The following is a 15,947-nucleotide window of genomic DNA, read 5'->3' on the forward strand; positions in this document are numbered from 1 at the left end:
CGCGCGACGTATGCTGGCGGCGTTCGACCGGACCGCAGGACGCCCCAGATGCCATCGTTGTCATTGCCGCCGCTGCTGCTGGCCGCCGCGATCGCGCTGCAACCGCCCGGGCAGTTCCATGGCGACGAGCCGGTCGCGCACGACGGCGAAACCTGGCTGGCCCTGCGCGCCACCGCGGACGCGGCTTCGCTGACCGCGACCCGGCTGCGGGTGCGGGCGGTCGAAGACCCGATCCTGGACGAGCCCGGCCAGACCAGCGGCCGGCGCGTGTCGTCGGCGCTGGAACCGGACCCGGACGCCGAGGGCGCCCAGGTCCTGGCCTACCTGCGCGGCAGCGGCCTGGCCGCGGGCAAGGTGACCCCGGCGCGCATCCCCGAACGCAGCCAGGACGGCGCACTGCCGAGCTACCGGCTCGAGTTCGCCGGCCGGGACTATCGCATCCGCACGCAATGCCCGCCCATGCGCGGCGATCCGCCGGTCGCGCGCTGCGCGGTGGTGCTGGTCGGGGCCGGCGGCGTCGAACAGGCGCTGATGCGGGTGGACGCCCGGCGCGAGGTCGACATCGTCCTGCTCGGCGACGACGCCACGCCGCAACTGCTGTTCGCCGGCGACCTCGACCGCGACGGCAAGCTCGACCTGATCTTCGATACCACCGACCATTACAACGTTTCGCGACCGACGCTGTTCCTGTCGTCGCGCGCCAGGGACGGCGAGCTGCTGCACGCGGTATCCACCTACGAATCCGTCGGCTGCTGAAGCCGTCTCGTCCCTGCTCCGGAGTTCCCAGGCATGACCCTCCCGACCATCGACTTCAACTGGCTGGCGGTGATCGCCGCGGCCGCGTCCGCATTCCTGCTAGGCGGGATCTGGTATGGGCCCTTGTTCAAGAAGGCCTGGTGCCGTGAGGCCGGGATCGATCCCGATTCGGCGCCGCGGCACCCGGCGCGGATCTTCGCGATCGCCTTCGTGTGCAGCCTGCTGTCGGCGCTGATCTTCACCGTGCTGCTGCCCACCGGCGCCGGCGCGGCGGACGGCTTCGGGGTGGGCTTCGTGGTCGGCTTGTTCTTCGTGGCGATGAGCTTCGGCATCAACTACGCCTTCGCCCAGCGCAGCCTCAAGCTGTGGATGATCGACAGCGGCTACCACATCCTCCAGTTCATCCTGTACGGGGTGATCCTGGGCGCGTGGCGCTGAGGAGCAGGCCCATGACCGTCATCGACTGGTACTTCGATTTCATTTCCCCGTTCTCCTATCTGGCCTGGCAGAAGGTGAAAGCGCTGCCGCCGGCGACCGCGACATTGCGACCGGTGCCGGTGGTGTTCGGCGCGGTGCTGGCCGCGTGCGGCCAGAAGGGCCCGGCCGAGATTCCGGGCAAACGCGAGTTCACCTACCGCCACGTACTGTGGCAGTCGCGCCAGGAAGGCGTGCCGCTGCGTTTTCCGCCCGCGCATCCGTTCAACCCGCTGCCCGCGCTGCGCCTGTGCGTGGCCGCCGGCAGCACGCCGGAGGCGGTCGACGCGGTGTTCGACTGGCTGTGGCGCGAAGGCCATGCCGGCGACAGCGTCGAAGCGCTGGCGCCGCTGGCGGCCGCGCTGGGCGTGGCGCCGGACGATATCGGCAGCGAGGCCACCAAGGCCGCGCTGCGCGCCAACACCGAGGCCGCGATCGCGGCCGGGGTGTACGGCGTGCCCACCCTGGCGTTCGACGGCGGCATGTTCTGGGGCAACGACGCCCACGACTTCGCCCTGGCCGCGCTGCGCGACCCGGCGGTGCTCGCCGACCCCGAAATGCAGCGCGTGGGCACCTTGCCTGTGGCGGTGCGGCGCCAAGCCTGAACGACCCCGGGACCTCCGTTCAGGGCCGTAGACACGGCCTTGTCGCATGCCGGGTATGCTGCCGGTCACAATTCGAAATGTCTTGGCGCCCAACACCCGGGGGGGGACTATGCGCATCGGACTCGTCGTCGATTCGGCTTGCGATCTGCCGTTGGAGTACCTGCAGCAGCACGATATCCATCTGCTGCCGGTCACGGTGCGGATCGGCGAGGCGGTACTGACCGACCATCGCAACCCCGAAGCCACCCTGCACTTCCTGCAGACGCACCTGGCCGAACGCGGCTTCGAGGCCGAGACCACCCCGTTTACGGTGCAGCAGGTGCGCGACTTGTTCGTGAGCCAGTTGGCGATCGACTACGACTACGTGTTCTGCATGACGATCACGAAAACGCGCAGCCCGATCTACGACAACGCCAACCAGGCCAGCTTCGCCATCCTCAACGATTACAAGCCGGTGCGCATGGCCGCCGGCAACAACACGCCGTTCGCGCTGCGGGTGATCGATTCGCAAAACCTGTTCGCCGCCCAGGGCATCCTGCCGGTCGAGGCGGTGCGCCTGCGCGACGCCGGCGAGGGCGCGCCGAAGATCCGCGCGCGCCTGGAGAACCTGGCCCTGCACACCCAGGGCTATCTGATTCCGCGCGACCTGAACTACATCCGCGCGCGCACCCGCGTGCGCGGCGACCGCAGCGTGAGCCTGCTCAGCGCCACCCTGGGCACGATGCTCGACATCAAGCCGGTGCTGCACTGCAACCGCGGCGAGACCGGGCCGGTGGCCAAGATCAAGGGCTTCGAAGCCGCGACGCAGAAGTTGTTCGACTACTGCGGCAAGCGCGTGCGCGACGGGCTGATGACGCCGACCATGTGCCTGAGCTATGGCGGCGAGCTTGAGGAGATGCGCACCCTGCCCGGCTACGAGCGCCTGCGCGACACCTGCCGCGATCACAACGTCGAGCTGTTCGAGGCGGTGATGAGCCTGACCAGCATGGTCAACATCGGCAAGGGCGGTGTGGCGGCGGGTTTTGCGGCCGAGGGTGGGAGCAAGTTCGAGGATTGAGGCGCGGTGTTTCGGGCGTCGACGCCTGTCTGCGCTAAAAGCAAATCCCCCCTAGCCCCCCTTTTTCAAAGGGGGGAAAGGCAGGTCGTCAGATTCGAAACGACGCTGCCTTCGAACGTTTGCTGTGAGCCTCCCCCTTTGAAAAAGGGGGATTGAGGGGGATTTGCTTCTTGCGGCCCACAACGCCGCGCCCGCTATCGCCGCGCGACCGTCGTGGCTGGCCGATCAAGCCGCCCGAGCCGCCGCGAACGCCAAGCCCGATACCACGCCCAGGGAAGGATCGCCCGCGACCAGGCGCGCGCTGGGGAAACAGCGCTGCACCGCCTCGCGCACATACGGCGCGCGCGACATGCCGCCGGTCAGGAACACCGCCGCGGGCGGCTCGCCGATTTCTTCCCCGACCTCGCGCAGCAATTCGGACAAGAAGCCCAGAAACGGCTCCGCCGCTTGAGCGAGGTGTTGCGCGCCGGTCGCGAGCGCCAGCGCGGGCTCGATGTAGTCCAGTTCGGCGCGGTGATCGTCGTGCGCGCTCAAGACGATCTTGGCCGACTCCACCGCCCGGCTCAGGCGCGTGGTGTTGCCGCCTTGCTGCAGGGCGATCAGGCGCGGGCCGAACGGCGCCGCGACTTCGCGGTAGCTGTCGCGGCGCTGGAAATCGCGTTGGCGCACCACATCGTGCACGGTCGCGGCTTCGACGAAGTGATGCGCCGGCACTCGCGTGGCGCCTCTGCCGAACAGCGGCATGAAGCGCGACAGACTGAGCGACAGATCCACGTCGACGCCGCCGCGCGCGATGCCCCAGGACCCCAGCACCAGCGGCTCCTCGGCGCCGCCGACCTCGGCCAGGGTGATGTCGGTGGTACCGCCGCCGATATCGACCACCAGGGTGCGATGCCGGTGCGCGCTTTGCGCGTGGTAGCCCAGCGCCGCGGCGACCGGCTCTTCGAGAAAGCTGACCTCGTCGAATCCGGCGCCGGCCGCGGCTTCGGTCAGGATCGCCAGCGCCTGGTCGCCGCCGGCCGCCCCCATCGAACTGCGGAACTGCACCGGCCGGCCGAGCACGGCCGAGCGCACATTGGCGCCTAGCTGTTGACTGGCGCTGAGGCGGATGTGTTCGAGGATGTAGCCGGCGATGCCGACGATGGTCTGGCGCACATTCGGCGCCAGTTGATAGCCCAGCATCGATTTGGGCGACTGCACCAGATTGCCGAAGCCTTCGGCGAGATAGGCCTCGACCGCCTCTTCGCCGTACACCGCGTTCTGCAAGGATGCCGCCGAGGCGCGCGCTTCGCGTACCTGTTGTTCCAGCCAGTGCCGGCGCACCGCGCGGATCGCATCGCGGCGCAGGTCGGTGTCGCTGCGCTGCACGGGCGCGGAAATCAGCGCCAGCGCCGCCTCGCGCTGATCGACGGGCAAGCGCGCGGCCTGCTCGCGGCGCGCGGCCACGGCCTCGCTCGCGGCACGGGTCTGCTGCGCGCGGGCGCTGCGCACCAGGGCATCGACCTCGGCTTCGAGCGCGTCGGTCAGCTCGAACTGATTCGCGTCGGGCACGGCCTCGGGGAAATACACCGTGGTGCGGAACTGCTGCTCGTCACCGAAGTGGACGGTGCGCACCGCGCCGTCGATCACCACCGCGGCGGCGGAGTAGCTGGTGCCGAAATCGATGCCGATCTTCATAACGCCACGGGGACTGGTTTGCGGCGCGCAAGGATACTCGCTGCGCGCGGTCGTGGCCTGAATCGCGCGGGTCTCGATTCGCTAGGCGGAGCCGCGCCGTCCGCGGCGCCTGCGCGGCGCAAGCGGGCGTCGGATGGCGTAAATCGCGTGTCGGAGGACCTCTCGCTGCGCCCTGGGCCCGGCCTGGTGGGTCGTGAGGCGATGAAAGCGTCGCGTCATGCCGGCATCACGTGGCGATGCAGCCTGGCGTGTTCGAAAAGCAAATCCCCCCTAGCCCCCCTTTTTCAAAGGGGGGAACTGTGCGCTTTCTAAAGGGGGAACAGTGCGCCTTCTGAAGGGGGAGCGGCGCGTCTGAAGGGGGTACGGTGCGCCCTCTAAGGGGGGAGCAGTGCGCCTTCTGAAAGGGGAGCGGTGCGACTCTGAAAGGGGAGTGGTGCGCCTTCCGATTCGTAACGACGCGGGCTTCGAACCTTTGCTTTAAGCCTCCCCCTTTGCAAAAGGGGGATCGAGGGGGATTTGCTTTTGCGGCCCGCAACGCCCCGCACACGACTTTCGACCCAGGGCCGGCGCCGCCGCGCGGGTTAGGCTCGGACCTCGTCCAACCGAACCCGACCCGATGCCCAGCCACCGCCTGCTCGTCCTCGCGCTCGCCAGCGCCCTCGCCGCCACACCGGCGCTCGCCCAGAACCCGCCGTCGCCGCAGCCGGCGCCGCAACCCGCGCCGCAGGACAAGGACAAGGCCGACAAGCCGCGCGATCAATTGGAGCAGGATGCCCTGGACCCGGCCGGCAACGATCCGGCGCGCGCATCGGCCCAGACCGCCAAGGGCGCGAGCAAGCCCGGCGAAGCCAAGGACGAGAAGAAGTGGGACGTGTCGGCCGCGCACGGCCCAACCAAGAGCGTGCGCTTCGAGACCGACGAGGGCACGTGGATGGACGTGGACGTCTCGCCGGACGGGCGCGAGCTCGCGTTCTCGCTGCTGGGCGATCTGTATCGCCTGCCCATCGGCGGCGGCGCCGCCCAGCGCGTGACCAGCGGCCCGGCCTGGGACGTGCAGCCGCGCTATTCGCCCGATGGCCGCGAGCTGGCTTTCACCTCCGACCGCGGCGGCGGCAACAACCTGTGGCGCATCCGTACCGACGGCAGCAATCCGGTCCAGGTAAGCAAGGAAGACTTCCGCCTGCTCAACAACCCGGCCTGGACGCCCGACGGGCGCTATTTGATCGGGCGCAAGCACTTCACCGGCGAACGCTCGCTGGGCGCCGGCGAGCTGTGGCTGTACCACGCCTCCGGCGGCGGCGGCCTGCAGCTGACCAAGCAGAAGAACGACCAGCAGGACCTGGGCGAACCGGCGGTCTCGCCGGACGGCCGCTACGTCTATTACTCCGAGGACGTCACCGGCGGTCCTTCGTTCCAGTACAACAAGAACGTCCACGACACGATCTACGCGATCAAGCGTCTGGACCGCCAGACCGGCAAGAGCGAAACCCTGATCTCCACCGCCGGCGGCGCGGTGCGGCCGCAGCCCTCGCCCGACGGCAAGTCGCTGGCGTTCGTGAAGCGCGTGCGCGACAAATCCGTGCTGCACGTGATGGACCTGGCCAGCGGCGAAGTGCGTCCGGTCTGGGACGGTCTCTCGCACGATCAGCAGGAGGCCTGGGCGATCTTCGGCCCCTACGCGAACTTCGACTGGACGCCGGACTCGCGCGCGGTGGTGATCTGGGGCCAGGGCAAGCTGTGGCGCGTGGACATGGCCAGCGGCAAGGCCAGCAACGTCCCGTTCACCGCCCAGGTCGATCAGACCGTGACCGCGCCGTTGCGCTTCGAGCAGACCCTGGACGAAGGCCGCTTCTCGCCCAAGATGATCCGCGATGTCGCCACCAGCGCCGACGGCAAGACCCTGATCTTCCACGCCGTCGGTCATCTGTGGCGCAAGCGCCTGCCCGACGGCACGCCCGAGCGCCTGACCCGCGACGACAGCCATTACGAGTACCAGCCCAGCTTCAGCGCCGACGGCCGCAAGCTGCTGTACACCACCTGGTCCGATCAGGACCTGACCGCGATCTACGTGGCCGACGCCAGCGGCGGCGGCGCGCGCAAGCTCAGCCGCGAACCGGGCTTCTACTACAGCCCGCGCTTCTCGCCCGACGGCCGCCGCATCGTCTACAGCAAGAGCGGCGGCGGCGGGCTCACCGGCAGCCTGTGGTCGCGCGATCAGGGCGTCTACGTGATGGCGGCCGACGGCGGCGCGGCGGTGCGCGTGGCCGAGAGCGGCGAGTCCCCGCAGTTCAGCGCCGACGGCACGCGCGTGTACTACCTCACCGGCGGCGGCCTGAAGAAGAAGCTGATGTCGGTCGGCTTGCACGGCGAGGACGCGCGCGAGGTCTACAGCCTGAAGTACGTCGACTCGGTCAGCATCAGCCCGGACGGCAACTGGATCGCCTTCACCGAGCTGTTCAACGCCTACGTCGCACCGCTGGTCGCCACCGGCACCGCGGTGGAGCTGTCCAAGGACAGCAAGGCCATGCCGGTCACCCAGGTCAGCGCCGACGTCGGCAGCTATCTGCATTGGAGCGCGGACTCCGAATCGCTGCATTGGATGGTCGGCGACCGCTACTACTCGCGCGATCTGCGCCAGAGCTTCGCCTTCCTGCCCGGCGCGCCCAAGGAACTGCCCAAGCCCAGCAACGAGGGCGGCATCGCGGTCGGCCTGAGCGTGGCCGTGGACGCGCCCAAGGACACGGTCGCCTTCACCCATGCGCGCATCGTCACCATGCGCGATGCCGAGAAGACCCAGGAAGTGATCGAGGACGGCACCGTGGTGGTCCGTGGCGACACCATCGTCGCGGTCGGGCCCTCGGCCTCGGTGAGCATCCCCGCCGGTGCGCGCAGCATCGACGCCAGCGGCAAGACCATCGTGCCGGGCTACGTCGACGTGCACGCGCACGCCGCGCATTTCGGCCAGGGCGTGGTGCCGCAGCAGAACTGGGCCTACTACACCAACCTCGCCTTCGGCGTGACCACCATGCACGATCCCTCGGCCACCACCGAGTTCGTGTTCTCCGAAGCCGAGCTGGTCAAGACCGGGCGCATGGTCGGCCCGCGCGTGTTCTCCACCGGCACCATCCTGTACGGCGCCGACGGCGACTTCAAAGCCGTGGTCAACTCGCTGGAGGACGCGCGCAGCCACCTGCGCCGGATGAAGGCCAACGGCGCGTTCTCGGTCAAGAGCTACAACCAGCCGCGCCGCGAACAGCGCCAGCAGATCGACCAGGCCGCGCGCGAGCTGGGCATGCTGGTGGTCGAGGAGGGCGGTTCGACCTTCCACCACAACATGACCATGGTGCTGGACGGCGTGACCAGCGTCGAACACAACCTGCCGGTGGCGCCGCTGTACAAGGACGTGATCGAGCTGTGGCGCCAGACCGACGTGCGCAACACCCCGACCCTGGTGGTGAGCTACGGCGGCACCTCGGGCGAGTACTGGTGGTACGCGCGCGATAACGTCTGGGAAGACAAGAAGCTCAACCGCTTCTTCCCGCGCGAGACCCTGGACGCGCGCTCGATCCGGCGCGAGATCGCGCCGGACTGGGACTACTGGCATATCGAGGTCGCCAAGTCGGCCAAGAAGATGCGCGACGCCGGCATCAAGATCCAGATCGGCGGCCACGGCCAGTTGCAGGGCCTGTCGCCGAACTGGGAGATCTGGTCGTTGACCCAGGGCGGCTTCAGCAACTTCGAGGCGCTGCGCGCGGCGACCATCGACGGTGCCGATCTGCTCGGCCTGTCCAAGCAGCTGGGCTCGCTGGAAACCGGCAAGCAGGCCGATCTGGTGGTGTTGAACGACAACCCGCTGCAGAACATCCGCGCCACCGCCGACACCCGCTATGTGATGGTCGACGGCCGCCTGTTCGACGTAGACGCCGACATGGCCGAGATCGGCAACCGCGCAGAGAAGGCGCCGAACTTCTATTGGCAGCGCCATCGCGACGGCCAGACTTTCGGCGTCGAATTCGGCCCGACCGCGGTCTGCCATTGCCCGAAGGGGCATGGCGCGCACGTGCACGAGGACTGAGGCCGGACCCGTGCGGCGGCGCGGCGCCCGTGGCGTCGGGCCGTCGCGCCGGGAACAGGCTTGCGCCGGAGCCCGGGGCGGGATCGTCCGGGCCCGCCGCACGCGGGCGCCTGGGCGGGCCTAAACCCGCCCCAGGCGGACCGCCGTCGCAACGCCGCGGATTCGACGCATGCCGTTCACAAACCACGCATGTTCGCCGTCCTAGGCTAGGGTCAGTTCCCGCACGAGACGCCATGATGGCCACCCGTTATTACCTCAGCCTTCCCGACGCCGAGCGCGCGCGCGGTAGCGAGCCCTCGTTGTCGTTCTCCGCGGTCAGCGCCGAGGGCTTCGCCGAGCAATTGCAGGATGCCTTGCGGAACGATCGCCTGTTCGAACGCTGGCGCGCGCTGCAGCCCGATCCGGACGAGGTCGACGCCAGCCTCGGCGCCACCGATCCCAGCGCCACCGTCGACGGCCAGCAGGACGATCTGCATATCGATCTGGTGTTGACCTCGACCATTCCCGGCACTGTGCTCAAGCACCGCATGCGTTTGCTGGCGGGCACGGGGTGGGAGCTGCGGGATGTGACGGCGGCTTGAGGGGCTGGGGCTTGGCAGGCTCAAAAGCAAATCCCCCCTAGCCCCCCTTTTTCAAAGGGGGGAACTGTACATCGAAGGGGAAACAGCGCCTCGAAAGGGGAACTGCACATCGAAGGGGGAGCAGCGCCTCGAAAGGGGAACTGCACATCGAAGGGGGAACAGCGCCTCGAAAGGGGAACTGCACATCGAAGGGGGAACAGCGGCTCGAAAGGGGAACTGCACCTTGACGGGAGCGAACCGCGCCGCCGCTTGTCTTCCCCCTTTGAAAAAGGGGGATTGAGGGGGATTTGCTTCGCGGACGTCGCAGGTTCAAATCCCGCCCCCGCTACCAGCTTCGCTTACCCCCGCAATGCCGCCGCGTGATGCGCGATGTGCTCGCCGATGAAGCTGGCGATGAAGTAGTAGCTATGGTCGTAGCCCGGCCGCAGGCGCAGTTGCAACGGATGGCCCGCCTTCTCGCAGGCCGCGCGTAGCCGTTCGGGTTTCAGTTGCGTGGCCAGGAACTCGTCGGCCTCGCCCTGATCGACCAGCAGCGGCAGGCGCTCGCGTGCCTGCGCGATCAGCTCGGTCGCGTCCCATTCGCGCCAGGCTTCGCGGTCTTCGCCCAGGTAGGCGGCGAAGGCCTTCTCGCCCCAAGGCACCTGCGAGGGCGCAACGATCGGCGAGAACGCCGACACGCTGCGATAGCGGCCGGGGTTCTTGAGGGCGATGGTGAGCGCGCCGTGCCCGCCCATCGAATGCCCGCTGATGCCTCGCGCGCTGGTGGTCGGGAAGTGCGCATCGACCAGCGCCGGCAATTCCTCGACCACGTAGTCGTACATGCGGTAGTGCTTGGCCCAGGGCTCGCGGGTGGCGTTGAGGTAGAAGCCGGCGCCCTGGCCGAGGTCGTAGCCGTCGGCATCGGCCACGTCGGCGCCGCGCGGGCTGGTGTCGGGCACGACCAGGATCAGACCATGCTCGGCGGCGTAACGCTGCGCGCCGGCCTTGGTGATGAAGTTCTGCTCGCTGCAGGTCAGGCCCGACAGCCAGTACAGCACCGGGCAAGCCTGGTGCTGCGCCTGCGGCGGCAGGTAGACCGCATAGCGCATGCTGCAACCGAGCGCGCTGGAATCGTGCTGCCAGACTTCCTGGCGGCCGCCGTGGCTGGCGTGGGCTTCGCTGCGCTGCATGTCAGTAGTGGATCACGGTGCGGATCGACTTGCCCTCGTGCATCAGGTCGAAGGCTTCGTTGATGCGTTCCAGCGGCAGGGTGTGGGTGATGAAGGGATCCAGGTCGATCTCGCCCTTCATGGCCTGCTCGACCATGCCCGGCAACTGCGTGCGTCCCTTGACGCCGCCGAAGGCCGAGCCGCGCCAGACCCGGCCGGTCACCAGCTGGAACGGACGCGTGCTGATTTCCTGGCCCGCGCCGGCGACGCCGATGATCACCGACTCGCCCCAGCCCTTGTGGCAGCACTCCAGCGCCGAACGCATCACGTGGACGTTGCCGATGCATTCGAAACTGTAATCCACGCCGCCGTCGGTCATCTCCACCAGCACCTCCTGGATCGGGCGCGCATGTTCGGTCGGGTCCACGCAATCGGTCGCGCCCATCTGCTTGGCCAGCGCGAACTTGCCGGGATTGGTGTCGATGCCGATGATGCGGCCGGCCTTGGCTTGCACCGCACCCTGGATCACCGCCAGGCCGATGCCGCCCAGGCCGAACACCGCGACGGTGTCGCCGGGCTGGACCTTGGCGGTGTTGTGGACCGCGCCGATGCCGGTGGTCACGCCGCAGCCGAGCAGGCAGACCTTCTCCAGCGCGGCCTCGGGGTTCACCACCGCCAGCGAGATCTCCGCCACCACGGTGTATTCGCTGAAGGTGCTGCAGCCCATGTAGTGATGGATGGGCTGGCCGTTGTAGCTGAAACGCGAGGTGCCGTCGGGCATCACGCCGCGGCCCTGGGTGGCGCGCACGGCCTGGCAAAGATTGGTCTTGCCCGACAGGCAGAATTTGCACTGCCGGCATTCGGCCGTGTACAGCGGGATCACGTGGTCGCCGGGCTTGACGCTGGTGACGCCTTCGCCGACTTCGACCACCACGCCGCCGCCCTCGTGGCCGAGCACGGCCGGAAACAGGCCTTCGGGATCGTTGCCGCTGAGGGTAAAGGCATCGGTGTGGCAGACGCCGGTGGCGACGATGCGCACCAGCACCTCGCCCTTGCGCGGCGGCTCGACGTCGATCTCGACGACCTGCAAGGGCTGTCCGGCGGCGAAGGCAACGGCGGCGCGACTTTTGATGACCCGGCTCATGGGGATGACACTCCTGCGTTTGCGGGCGGCGACGCGATGCGGCGCCGCGGGTTGCGTGGGAACGGACTCATTTCAGATACGAGCGCACCAGCGCGGCGACTTCGTCGATGCTGGCGCTGCGGTTTTTTTGCGAGGACACGGCCTGGCCGAGCTCCTCGCGGATATGGCTTTCCAGCACTTCCGACATCAGGCCGTTGATCGCGCCGCGGATCGCGGCGATCTGCTGCAGCACGGCCGCGCATTCGCTGCCCTGCTCCAGCGCGCGCTCCAGGGCCTCGGTCTGGCCCTTGATGCGACGCACGCGGGTAAGGACGCGCTTTTTCTCTGCCGGAGAATGGGGCATGGCATGGCCTCGGACGACGAGCGCTGGATACTGGGGGATAGTATCAAAGGCCGCGCGCAGAAGGGCGCGTATCCCCGCGCTGAAGTTCTGCCGGGCGCTCGCCCCCTTCTCAAAGGGGGCGCCGATTAGCGCCGGACACACCACGATTCCCCCCTTTGAAAAAGGGGGGCTAGGGGGGATTTGCTTTTAGAGCGCGCGCAGCTACTCGGCGCGCTCAGCCGGTGTTCTGCACGCCGGCCGCGATGCCGTTGACGGTCGCCACCAGCGCCTGCTGCAGGGCGTCATCGGGGCGACCGGCAGCGCGCCAGCGCGCCAGCAGATCGACCTGGAGCAGGCTGATCGGATCGACGTAGGGATTGCGCAGGCGGATCGACTGGCGCAGGCGGTGATCGCCCACCAGCAGCTCGCGACTGCCCTTGATCGCCAGCACCGCCTCGCGCGTGCGCTGGAACTCGGCGGCGATACCCGGATGAAAGCGCGCATGCAGATCGCCTTCCGGCAGGGCCGCGGCCAGCAGCGAGTAGCGCTCGAAGATCGCCGGGTCGGACTTGGCCAGCACCATTTCCAAATCGTCGATCAGCGTGGTGAAGAACGGCCAATCGCGAGCCATTTCGGCCAGAGTCTCGCGGCCGTGGCGCGCGAGCGCCTGCTCCAGCGCGGTGCCGACGCCGTACCAGGCGGTCAGGCCGGCGCGGTTCTGCGACCAGGCGAACACCCAGGGGATCGCACGCAGCGAGCCGATATCGCCGGCGCCCGCGCGCTTGGCCGGGCGCGACCCGATGCGCAGGCGTTCGATCACATCGATCGGCGTAGCGGCACGGAAGTAGGCCGGGAACAACGCGTCCTCGTGCACCAACGCGCGGTAGTGCGCGCGCGCGGCCAGGGCCAGCTCGGAGGCGATCGCGCGCCAACCCGCTTCGCGCGGTTCGGGCGGGCGCGGGCGCAGGGTCGCGCGCAGCACAGCGCCGGTGGTCTGTTCCAGATTGCGCAGGGCGATCGCGCGGATGCCGTACTTGCGATGGATCACCTCGCCCTGCTCGGTCAAGCGCAGGAAGCCGTCGACCGAACCGCGCGGCGCGGCGATCACCGCGCGCTCGGTCTTGCCGCCGCCGCGGCTGATCGAACCGCCGCGGCCGTGGAAGAAGGCGATGCGCACGCCGCTGTCGTGAGCCAGCGCGGTCAGCGCGACCTGGGTCTGCTGCAGCGCCCAGCGCGAGGCCAGCATGCCGCCGTCCTTGGCGCTGTCGGAATAGCCCAGCATCACCACCTGGCGGCCGCCGCGCGCATCCAGATGGGCGCGGTAGACCGGGTCGGCGAACAGCGCGCGCAGGGTGTCGGCGGCGGCGTCCAGATCGTCGACGGTTTCGAACAGCGGCGCCACGTCCAGCGGCACGCGTCCGGCCGCGTCCACGCAACCGGCGGTGCGCGCCAGCGCGAGTACGGCCAGGGCGTCGGCGGCGCTGCGGCTCATGCTGACGATGTAGGGCCCGAACGCGCGCTCGCCGTAGCGTGGGCGCAGACGCGCGACCGCGCGGAACACGTCCAGGCTGGCGCGCGCGGCGCCGTTGCCGTCGCTGCGCGGCGGCGCGCTGCCGTCGAGCAGGGCATGCAGGCGCTGCGCGCGCTCGGCCGGCGCGCGCGTTTCCCAATCCGCATCGCCCAGCAGGGCGGCCAGCGCGGCGTCGTGGGTGGCCGAGTCCTGGCGCAGATCCAGGCTGGCCAGATGGAAGCCGAAGCATTCGGCGCGGCGGCGCAGACGGCGCACCGCGAAGCCGCCGGCGTGGCCGCCCTGATTGGCGTTGAGACTGTCCTCGATGGCGGCGATGTCGGCCAGGAAGGCGCCCACGTCGGGATAGCCGTGCACGCTCTCGTCGGCGGTGGCCTGCAGGCGCGCCGACATCAGACTGAGCAGGTTGCGGTACGGCATGTCGGCGTGGCGCGGCTTGAGCGCGGCGGCGGCCTTGGGCAGCAGGTAGCTGTAATCCTCGACCCGCGCGAGCACGGCTTCGTCGACCTTCACCCGCGTCACCGACTGGCTCAGCAGTTCGCCCAGCGCATCCAGATCGCGCCGATACGCGCGCAGCACCAGCGCGCGCTGCCCGGCCAGGGTCGCGGCGACGGTGTCGGCGCCGACGTTGGGGTTGCCGTCCATGTCGCCGCCGACCCAGGTGCCGAAGCCGAGCACGTCGGGCAGCACCGGCGTGTCGCCATAGGCTTCGCGCAGCGCTTCCTCGAACATTTCGTAGAAGACCGGCAGTACGCGATAGAGCACGTCGGACAGGTAGAAGCCGACGTGCTCGAACTCGTCGGCCACGCTGGGCTTGGCCGCGGGCGCTTCGGCGGTCTGCCAGCTGGCGGTCAGGGCCAGGCGGATGCGCTCGCGGTCGGCGCGGCGCTCCGGCGGGGTGCGGCCGCGGTCGATGTCGGCGACCAGGCAGCCGACGATCTGGCGCTCCTTTTCCAGCAGCGCGCGCCGCACCGCTTCGGTGGGGTGGGCGGTGAACACCGGCTCGATGCGCAGGCGCGGCAGCAGTTCGGCCAGCTCGGCGGCGCCGACGCCTTCGTGCGACAGCGCCAGCAGCACGTCGCGCAAGCCGCCGGGCTGCGCGGCCGCGCCGCTGCGCTCGTAGTCGCGGCGGCGGCGGATGCGGTGCACGCGCTCGGCCAGGTTGACCGCCTGGAAATAGGTGGCGAAGGCGCGCACCAGGTCGGAGGCCTGCTCCAGGTCGATGTCGGCCAGCGCATCGGCCAGCGCGGCGATCGGGCGGTCGGACTCGCGGCGCCGGATCGCGGCGCGGCGCAGGCGCTCGACCGCGTCGAGAAAGCCGGGGCCGCGCTGCTCGGCCAGGATCTCGCCGACCAGGGCGCCGAGAATTTTGACGTCTTCGCGCAGCAGGGCATCGGTGGGCGCGAAATCGACCGCGCGCAGGGGTTCGTCGCTGGTGTCGGTCATGACATTCATGCGGCTAGGCTATATCAGCAACTTGTGCGTTGCAGCAATTTCGATGCGATCGATTTGGTTGCATTCGTAACGATCTGCGGCACATATTCCGCACCCGCGGACGCGCTAGCCAGAAGCCCGGCGGCGCCCGACACTATTCTTCTATTACCGGTCGGGGGAGACCGTATGCCGTTCCTGGGTTTGGGCGTCCACGTGCTGGTGGCGCTGTTCTTCGCCGTACACGCGGTGCGCAGTGGGCAGGAGCGTTATTGGCTGGGCATCCTTTTCATGTTTCCGCTGCTGGGCAGCGTGATTTACGCGCTGACGATCTGGCTGCCGGAGATGCGCTACAGCCGCCATGGCCGCGCCCTGGTCGGCGGGGTCAAGCGCGCGCTGGATCCGACCCGCGAATTGCGCGAGGCGCAGGACGCGTTTGAGGATTCGCCCACCACCGACCGCCGCCTGCGCCTGGCCGATGCCCTGCTCGCCAGCGGCCGCGCCTCGGAAGCGGCCACGCATTACGAGTCCGCGCTCAAAGGCATCCATGCCGACGATCCGGACATCCAGGTACGGCTGGCGCGGGCGCTGCTGGAATGCGGCCACGCGCGGCGCGCGCGCGAGATGCTGGACGAGTTGATCAGGCGCCGGCCGGAGTTCCGCTCGCTGGACGGTCACCTCACCTATGCGCGCGCGGTCGCGGCCGAGGGCGATCGCGCCAAGGCGCGCGAGGAGTTCGAAGCGCTGGTCGGCTACAGCAGCGGTTTCGACGCGCATGCCTACTACGCGCAGGCCCTGGTCGGCTGGGGCGAGCAGGAATCCGCGCGTGCGCTGTGCGAGCGTGCGTTGGCCAAGGCGAAGCGTTTGCCGGTTTACGCGCGGCGTATCAACAAGCCGGCGCTGGATCAGCTCAAGCAGTTATCTAAGCAGCTGATGACCGGGCCGGCGGGCTGAGGCGCGCCGCCTGCTGTTGCTGTTGCTGTTGCTGCCTTTGCCGTCATTCCCGCGAAAGCGGGAATCCAGTGCCTTCAGCGCGGTGGTTCGCCGCTGTGCAAAGGTCCAATGCAGGAATCGGCTTCGATTCAACGACGCGATACGCCGGAACTCAATCAAGTCACTGGATTCCCGCCTTCGCGGGAATGACGAGCC

12 protein-coding genes are annotated in these 15,947 nt (G+C 68.9%); 7 read left to right on the top strand and 5 right to left on the bottom strand.

Annotated elements, in window-relative coordinates; all coding sequences use genetic code 11:
* Positions 1 to 48 precede the first annotated feature (48 nt).
* From ASE43_RS15375 to ASE43_RS15390, 4 genes are all read left to right on the top strand, one after another.
* On the top strand, positions 49 to 756 hold the full coding sequence (locus ASE43_RS15375; RefSeq protein WP_157499976.1) for a hypothetical protein: 708 nt from the start codon (positions 49 to 51) through the stop codon (positions 754 to 756).
* 33 nt (positions 757 to 789) lie between these two features.
* Complete coding sequence (locus ASE43_RS15380) at positions 790 to 1,194, top strand: DUF1761 domain-containing protein (protein WP_056181025.1); 405 nt, start codon at positions 790 to 792, stop codon at positions 1,192 to 1,194.
* A gap of 11 nt (positions 1,195 to 1,205) precedes the next feature.
* Positions 1,206 to 1,835, top strand: coding sequence for a 2-hydroxychromene-2-carboxylate isomerase (locus tag ASE43_RS15385; RefSeq protein ID WP_057161074.1), 630 nt, complete (start codon positions 1,206 to 1,208; stop codon positions 1,833 to 1,835).
* Between the two features lie 109 nt (positions 1,836 to 1,944).
* Entirely contained in the window at positions 1,945 to 2,892 is a 948-nt protein-coding gene (locus ASE43_RS15390) for a DegV family protein (RefSeq protein ID WP_056181030.1), read from the top strand.
* 225 nt (positions 2,893 to 3,117) lie between these two features.
* On the opposite strand, the gene ASE43_RS15395 is transcribed toward ASE43_RS15390, so the two are convergent.
* Positions 3,118 to 4,569, bottom strand: coding sequence for an Hsp70 family protein (locus ASE43_RS15395; protein ID WP_057161075.1), 1,452 nt, complete (start codon positions 4,567 to 4,569; stop codon positions 3,118 to 3,120).
* Between the two features lie 616 nt (positions 4,570 to 5,185).
* Here ASE43_RS15395 and ASE43_RS15400 point away from each other — a divergent pair.
* Together ASE43_RS15400 and ASE43_RS15405 are read left to right on the top strand one after the other, a co-directional pair.
* Positions 5,186 to 8,644, top strand: a complete 3,459-nt coding sequence (locus tag ASE43_RS15400; RefSeq protein ID WP_082607312.1) for an amidohydrolase family protein — start codon at positions 5,186 to 5,188, stop codon at positions 8,642 to 8,644.
* A 236-nt stretch (positions 8,645 to 8,880) separates the two neighbouring features.
* On the top strand, positions 8,881 to 9,225 hold the full coding sequence (locus ASE43_RS15405) for a hypothetical protein (protein ID WP_057161152.1): 345 nt from the start codon (positions 8,881 to 8,883) through the stop codon (positions 9,223 to 9,225).
* A 338-nt stretch (positions 9,226 to 9,563) separates the two neighbouring features.
* Here the strand turns inward: ASE43_RS15405 and fghA are convergent, their stop codons facing one another.
* From fghA to ppc, 4 genes are all read right to left on the bottom strand, one after another.
* Complete coding sequence (gene fghA / locus ASE43_RS15410; RefSeq protein WP_056181035.1) at positions 9,564 to 10,394, bottom strand: S-formylglutathione hydrolase; 831 nt, start codon at positions 10,392 to 10,394, stop codon at positions 9,564 to 9,566.
* 1 nt (position 10,395) lies between these two features.
* A complete protein-coding gene (locus tag ASE43_RS15415; RefSeq protein ID WP_057161153.1) occupies positions 10,396 to 11,505 on the bottom strand; it encodes an S-(hydroxymethyl)glutathione dehydrogenase/class III alcohol dehydrogenase in 1,110 nt (369 codons plus the stop codon).
* A 79-nt stretch (positions 11,506 to 11,584) separates the two neighbouring features.
* Positions 11,585 to 11,860 carry a formaldehyde-responsive transcriptional repressor FrmR gene (gene frmR / locus ASE43_RS15420; RefSeq protein ID WP_056181038.1) on the bottom strand — a complete coding sequence of 92 codons (276 nt, stop codon included), beginning with the start codon at positions 11,858 to 11,860 and terminating at the stop codon, positions 11,585 to 11,587.
* Between the two features lie 214 nt (positions 11,861 to 12,074).
* Complete coding sequence (gene ppc, locus ASE43_RS15425) at positions 12,075 to 14,813, bottom strand: phosphoenolpyruvate carboxylase (protein ID WP_057161154.1); 2,739 nt, start codon at positions 14,811 to 14,813, stop codon at positions 12,075 to 12,077.
* A 174-nt stretch (positions 14,814 to 14,987) separates the two neighbouring features.
* On the opposite strand from ppc, the gene ASE43_RS15430 reads away from it, so the two are divergent.
* On the top strand, positions 14,988 to 15,752 hold the full coding sequence (locus ASE43_RS15430) for a tetratricopeptide repeat protein (protein ID WP_056181041.1): 765 nt from the start codon (positions 14,988 to 14,990) through the stop codon (positions 15,750 to 15,752).
* The last annotated feature ends 195 nt before the right edge of the window (positions 15,753 to 15,947 follow it).

This window comes from Lysobacter sp. Root983 (assembly GCF_001429345.1).
Lineage (GTDB): Bacteria > Pseudomonadota > Gammaproteobacteria > Xanthomonadales > Xanthomonadaceae > Lysobacter.

Bases quoted from the DNA above. Each gene is read 5' to 3' on its own strand.
- ASE43_RS15375 (WP_157499976.1), top strand. From the start codon at position 49: ATGCCATCGTTGTCATTGCCGCCGCTGCTGCTGGCCGCCGCGATCGCG.
- fghA (WP_056181035.1), bottom strand. From the start codon at position 10,394: ATGCAGCGCAGCGAAGCCCACGCCAGCCACGGCGGCCGCCAGGAAGTC.
- ASE43_RS15385 (WP_057161074.1), top strand. From the start codon at position 1,206: ATGACCGTCATCGACTGGTACTTCGATTTCATTTCCCCGTTCTCCTAT.
- ASE43_RS15380 (WP_056181025.1), top strand. From the start codon at position 790: ATGACCCTCCCGACCATCGACTTCAACTGGCTGGCGGTGATCGCCGCG.
- ASE43_RS15400 (WP_082607312.1), top strand. From the start codon at position 5,186: ATGCCCAGCCACCGCCTGCTCGTCCTCGCGCTCGCCAGCGCCCTCGCC.
- frmR (WP_056181038.1), bottom strand. From the start codon at position 11,860: ATGCCCCATTCTCCGGCAGAGAAAAAGCGCGTCCTTACCCGCGTGCGT.
- ppc (WP_057161154.1), bottom strand. From the start codon at position 14,813: ATGACCGACACCAGCGACGAACCCCTGCGCGCGGTCGATTTCGCGCCC.
- ASE43_RS15405 (WP_057161152.1), top strand. From the start codon at position 8,881: ATGGCCACCCGTTATTACCTCAGCCTTCCCGACGCCGAGCGCGCGCGC.
- ASE43_RS15430 (WP_056181041.1), top strand. From the start codon at position 14,988: ATGCCGTTCCTGGGTTTGGGCGTCCACGTGCTGGTGGCGCTGTTCTTC.
- ASE43_RS15395 (WP_057161075.1), bottom strand. From the start codon at position 4,569: ATGAAGATCGGCATCGATTTCGGCACCAGCTACTCCGCCGCCGCGGTG.
- ASE43_RS15390 (WP_056181030.1), top strand. From the start codon at position 1,945: ATGCGCATCGGACTCGTCGTCGATTCGGCTTGCGATCTGCCGTTGGAG.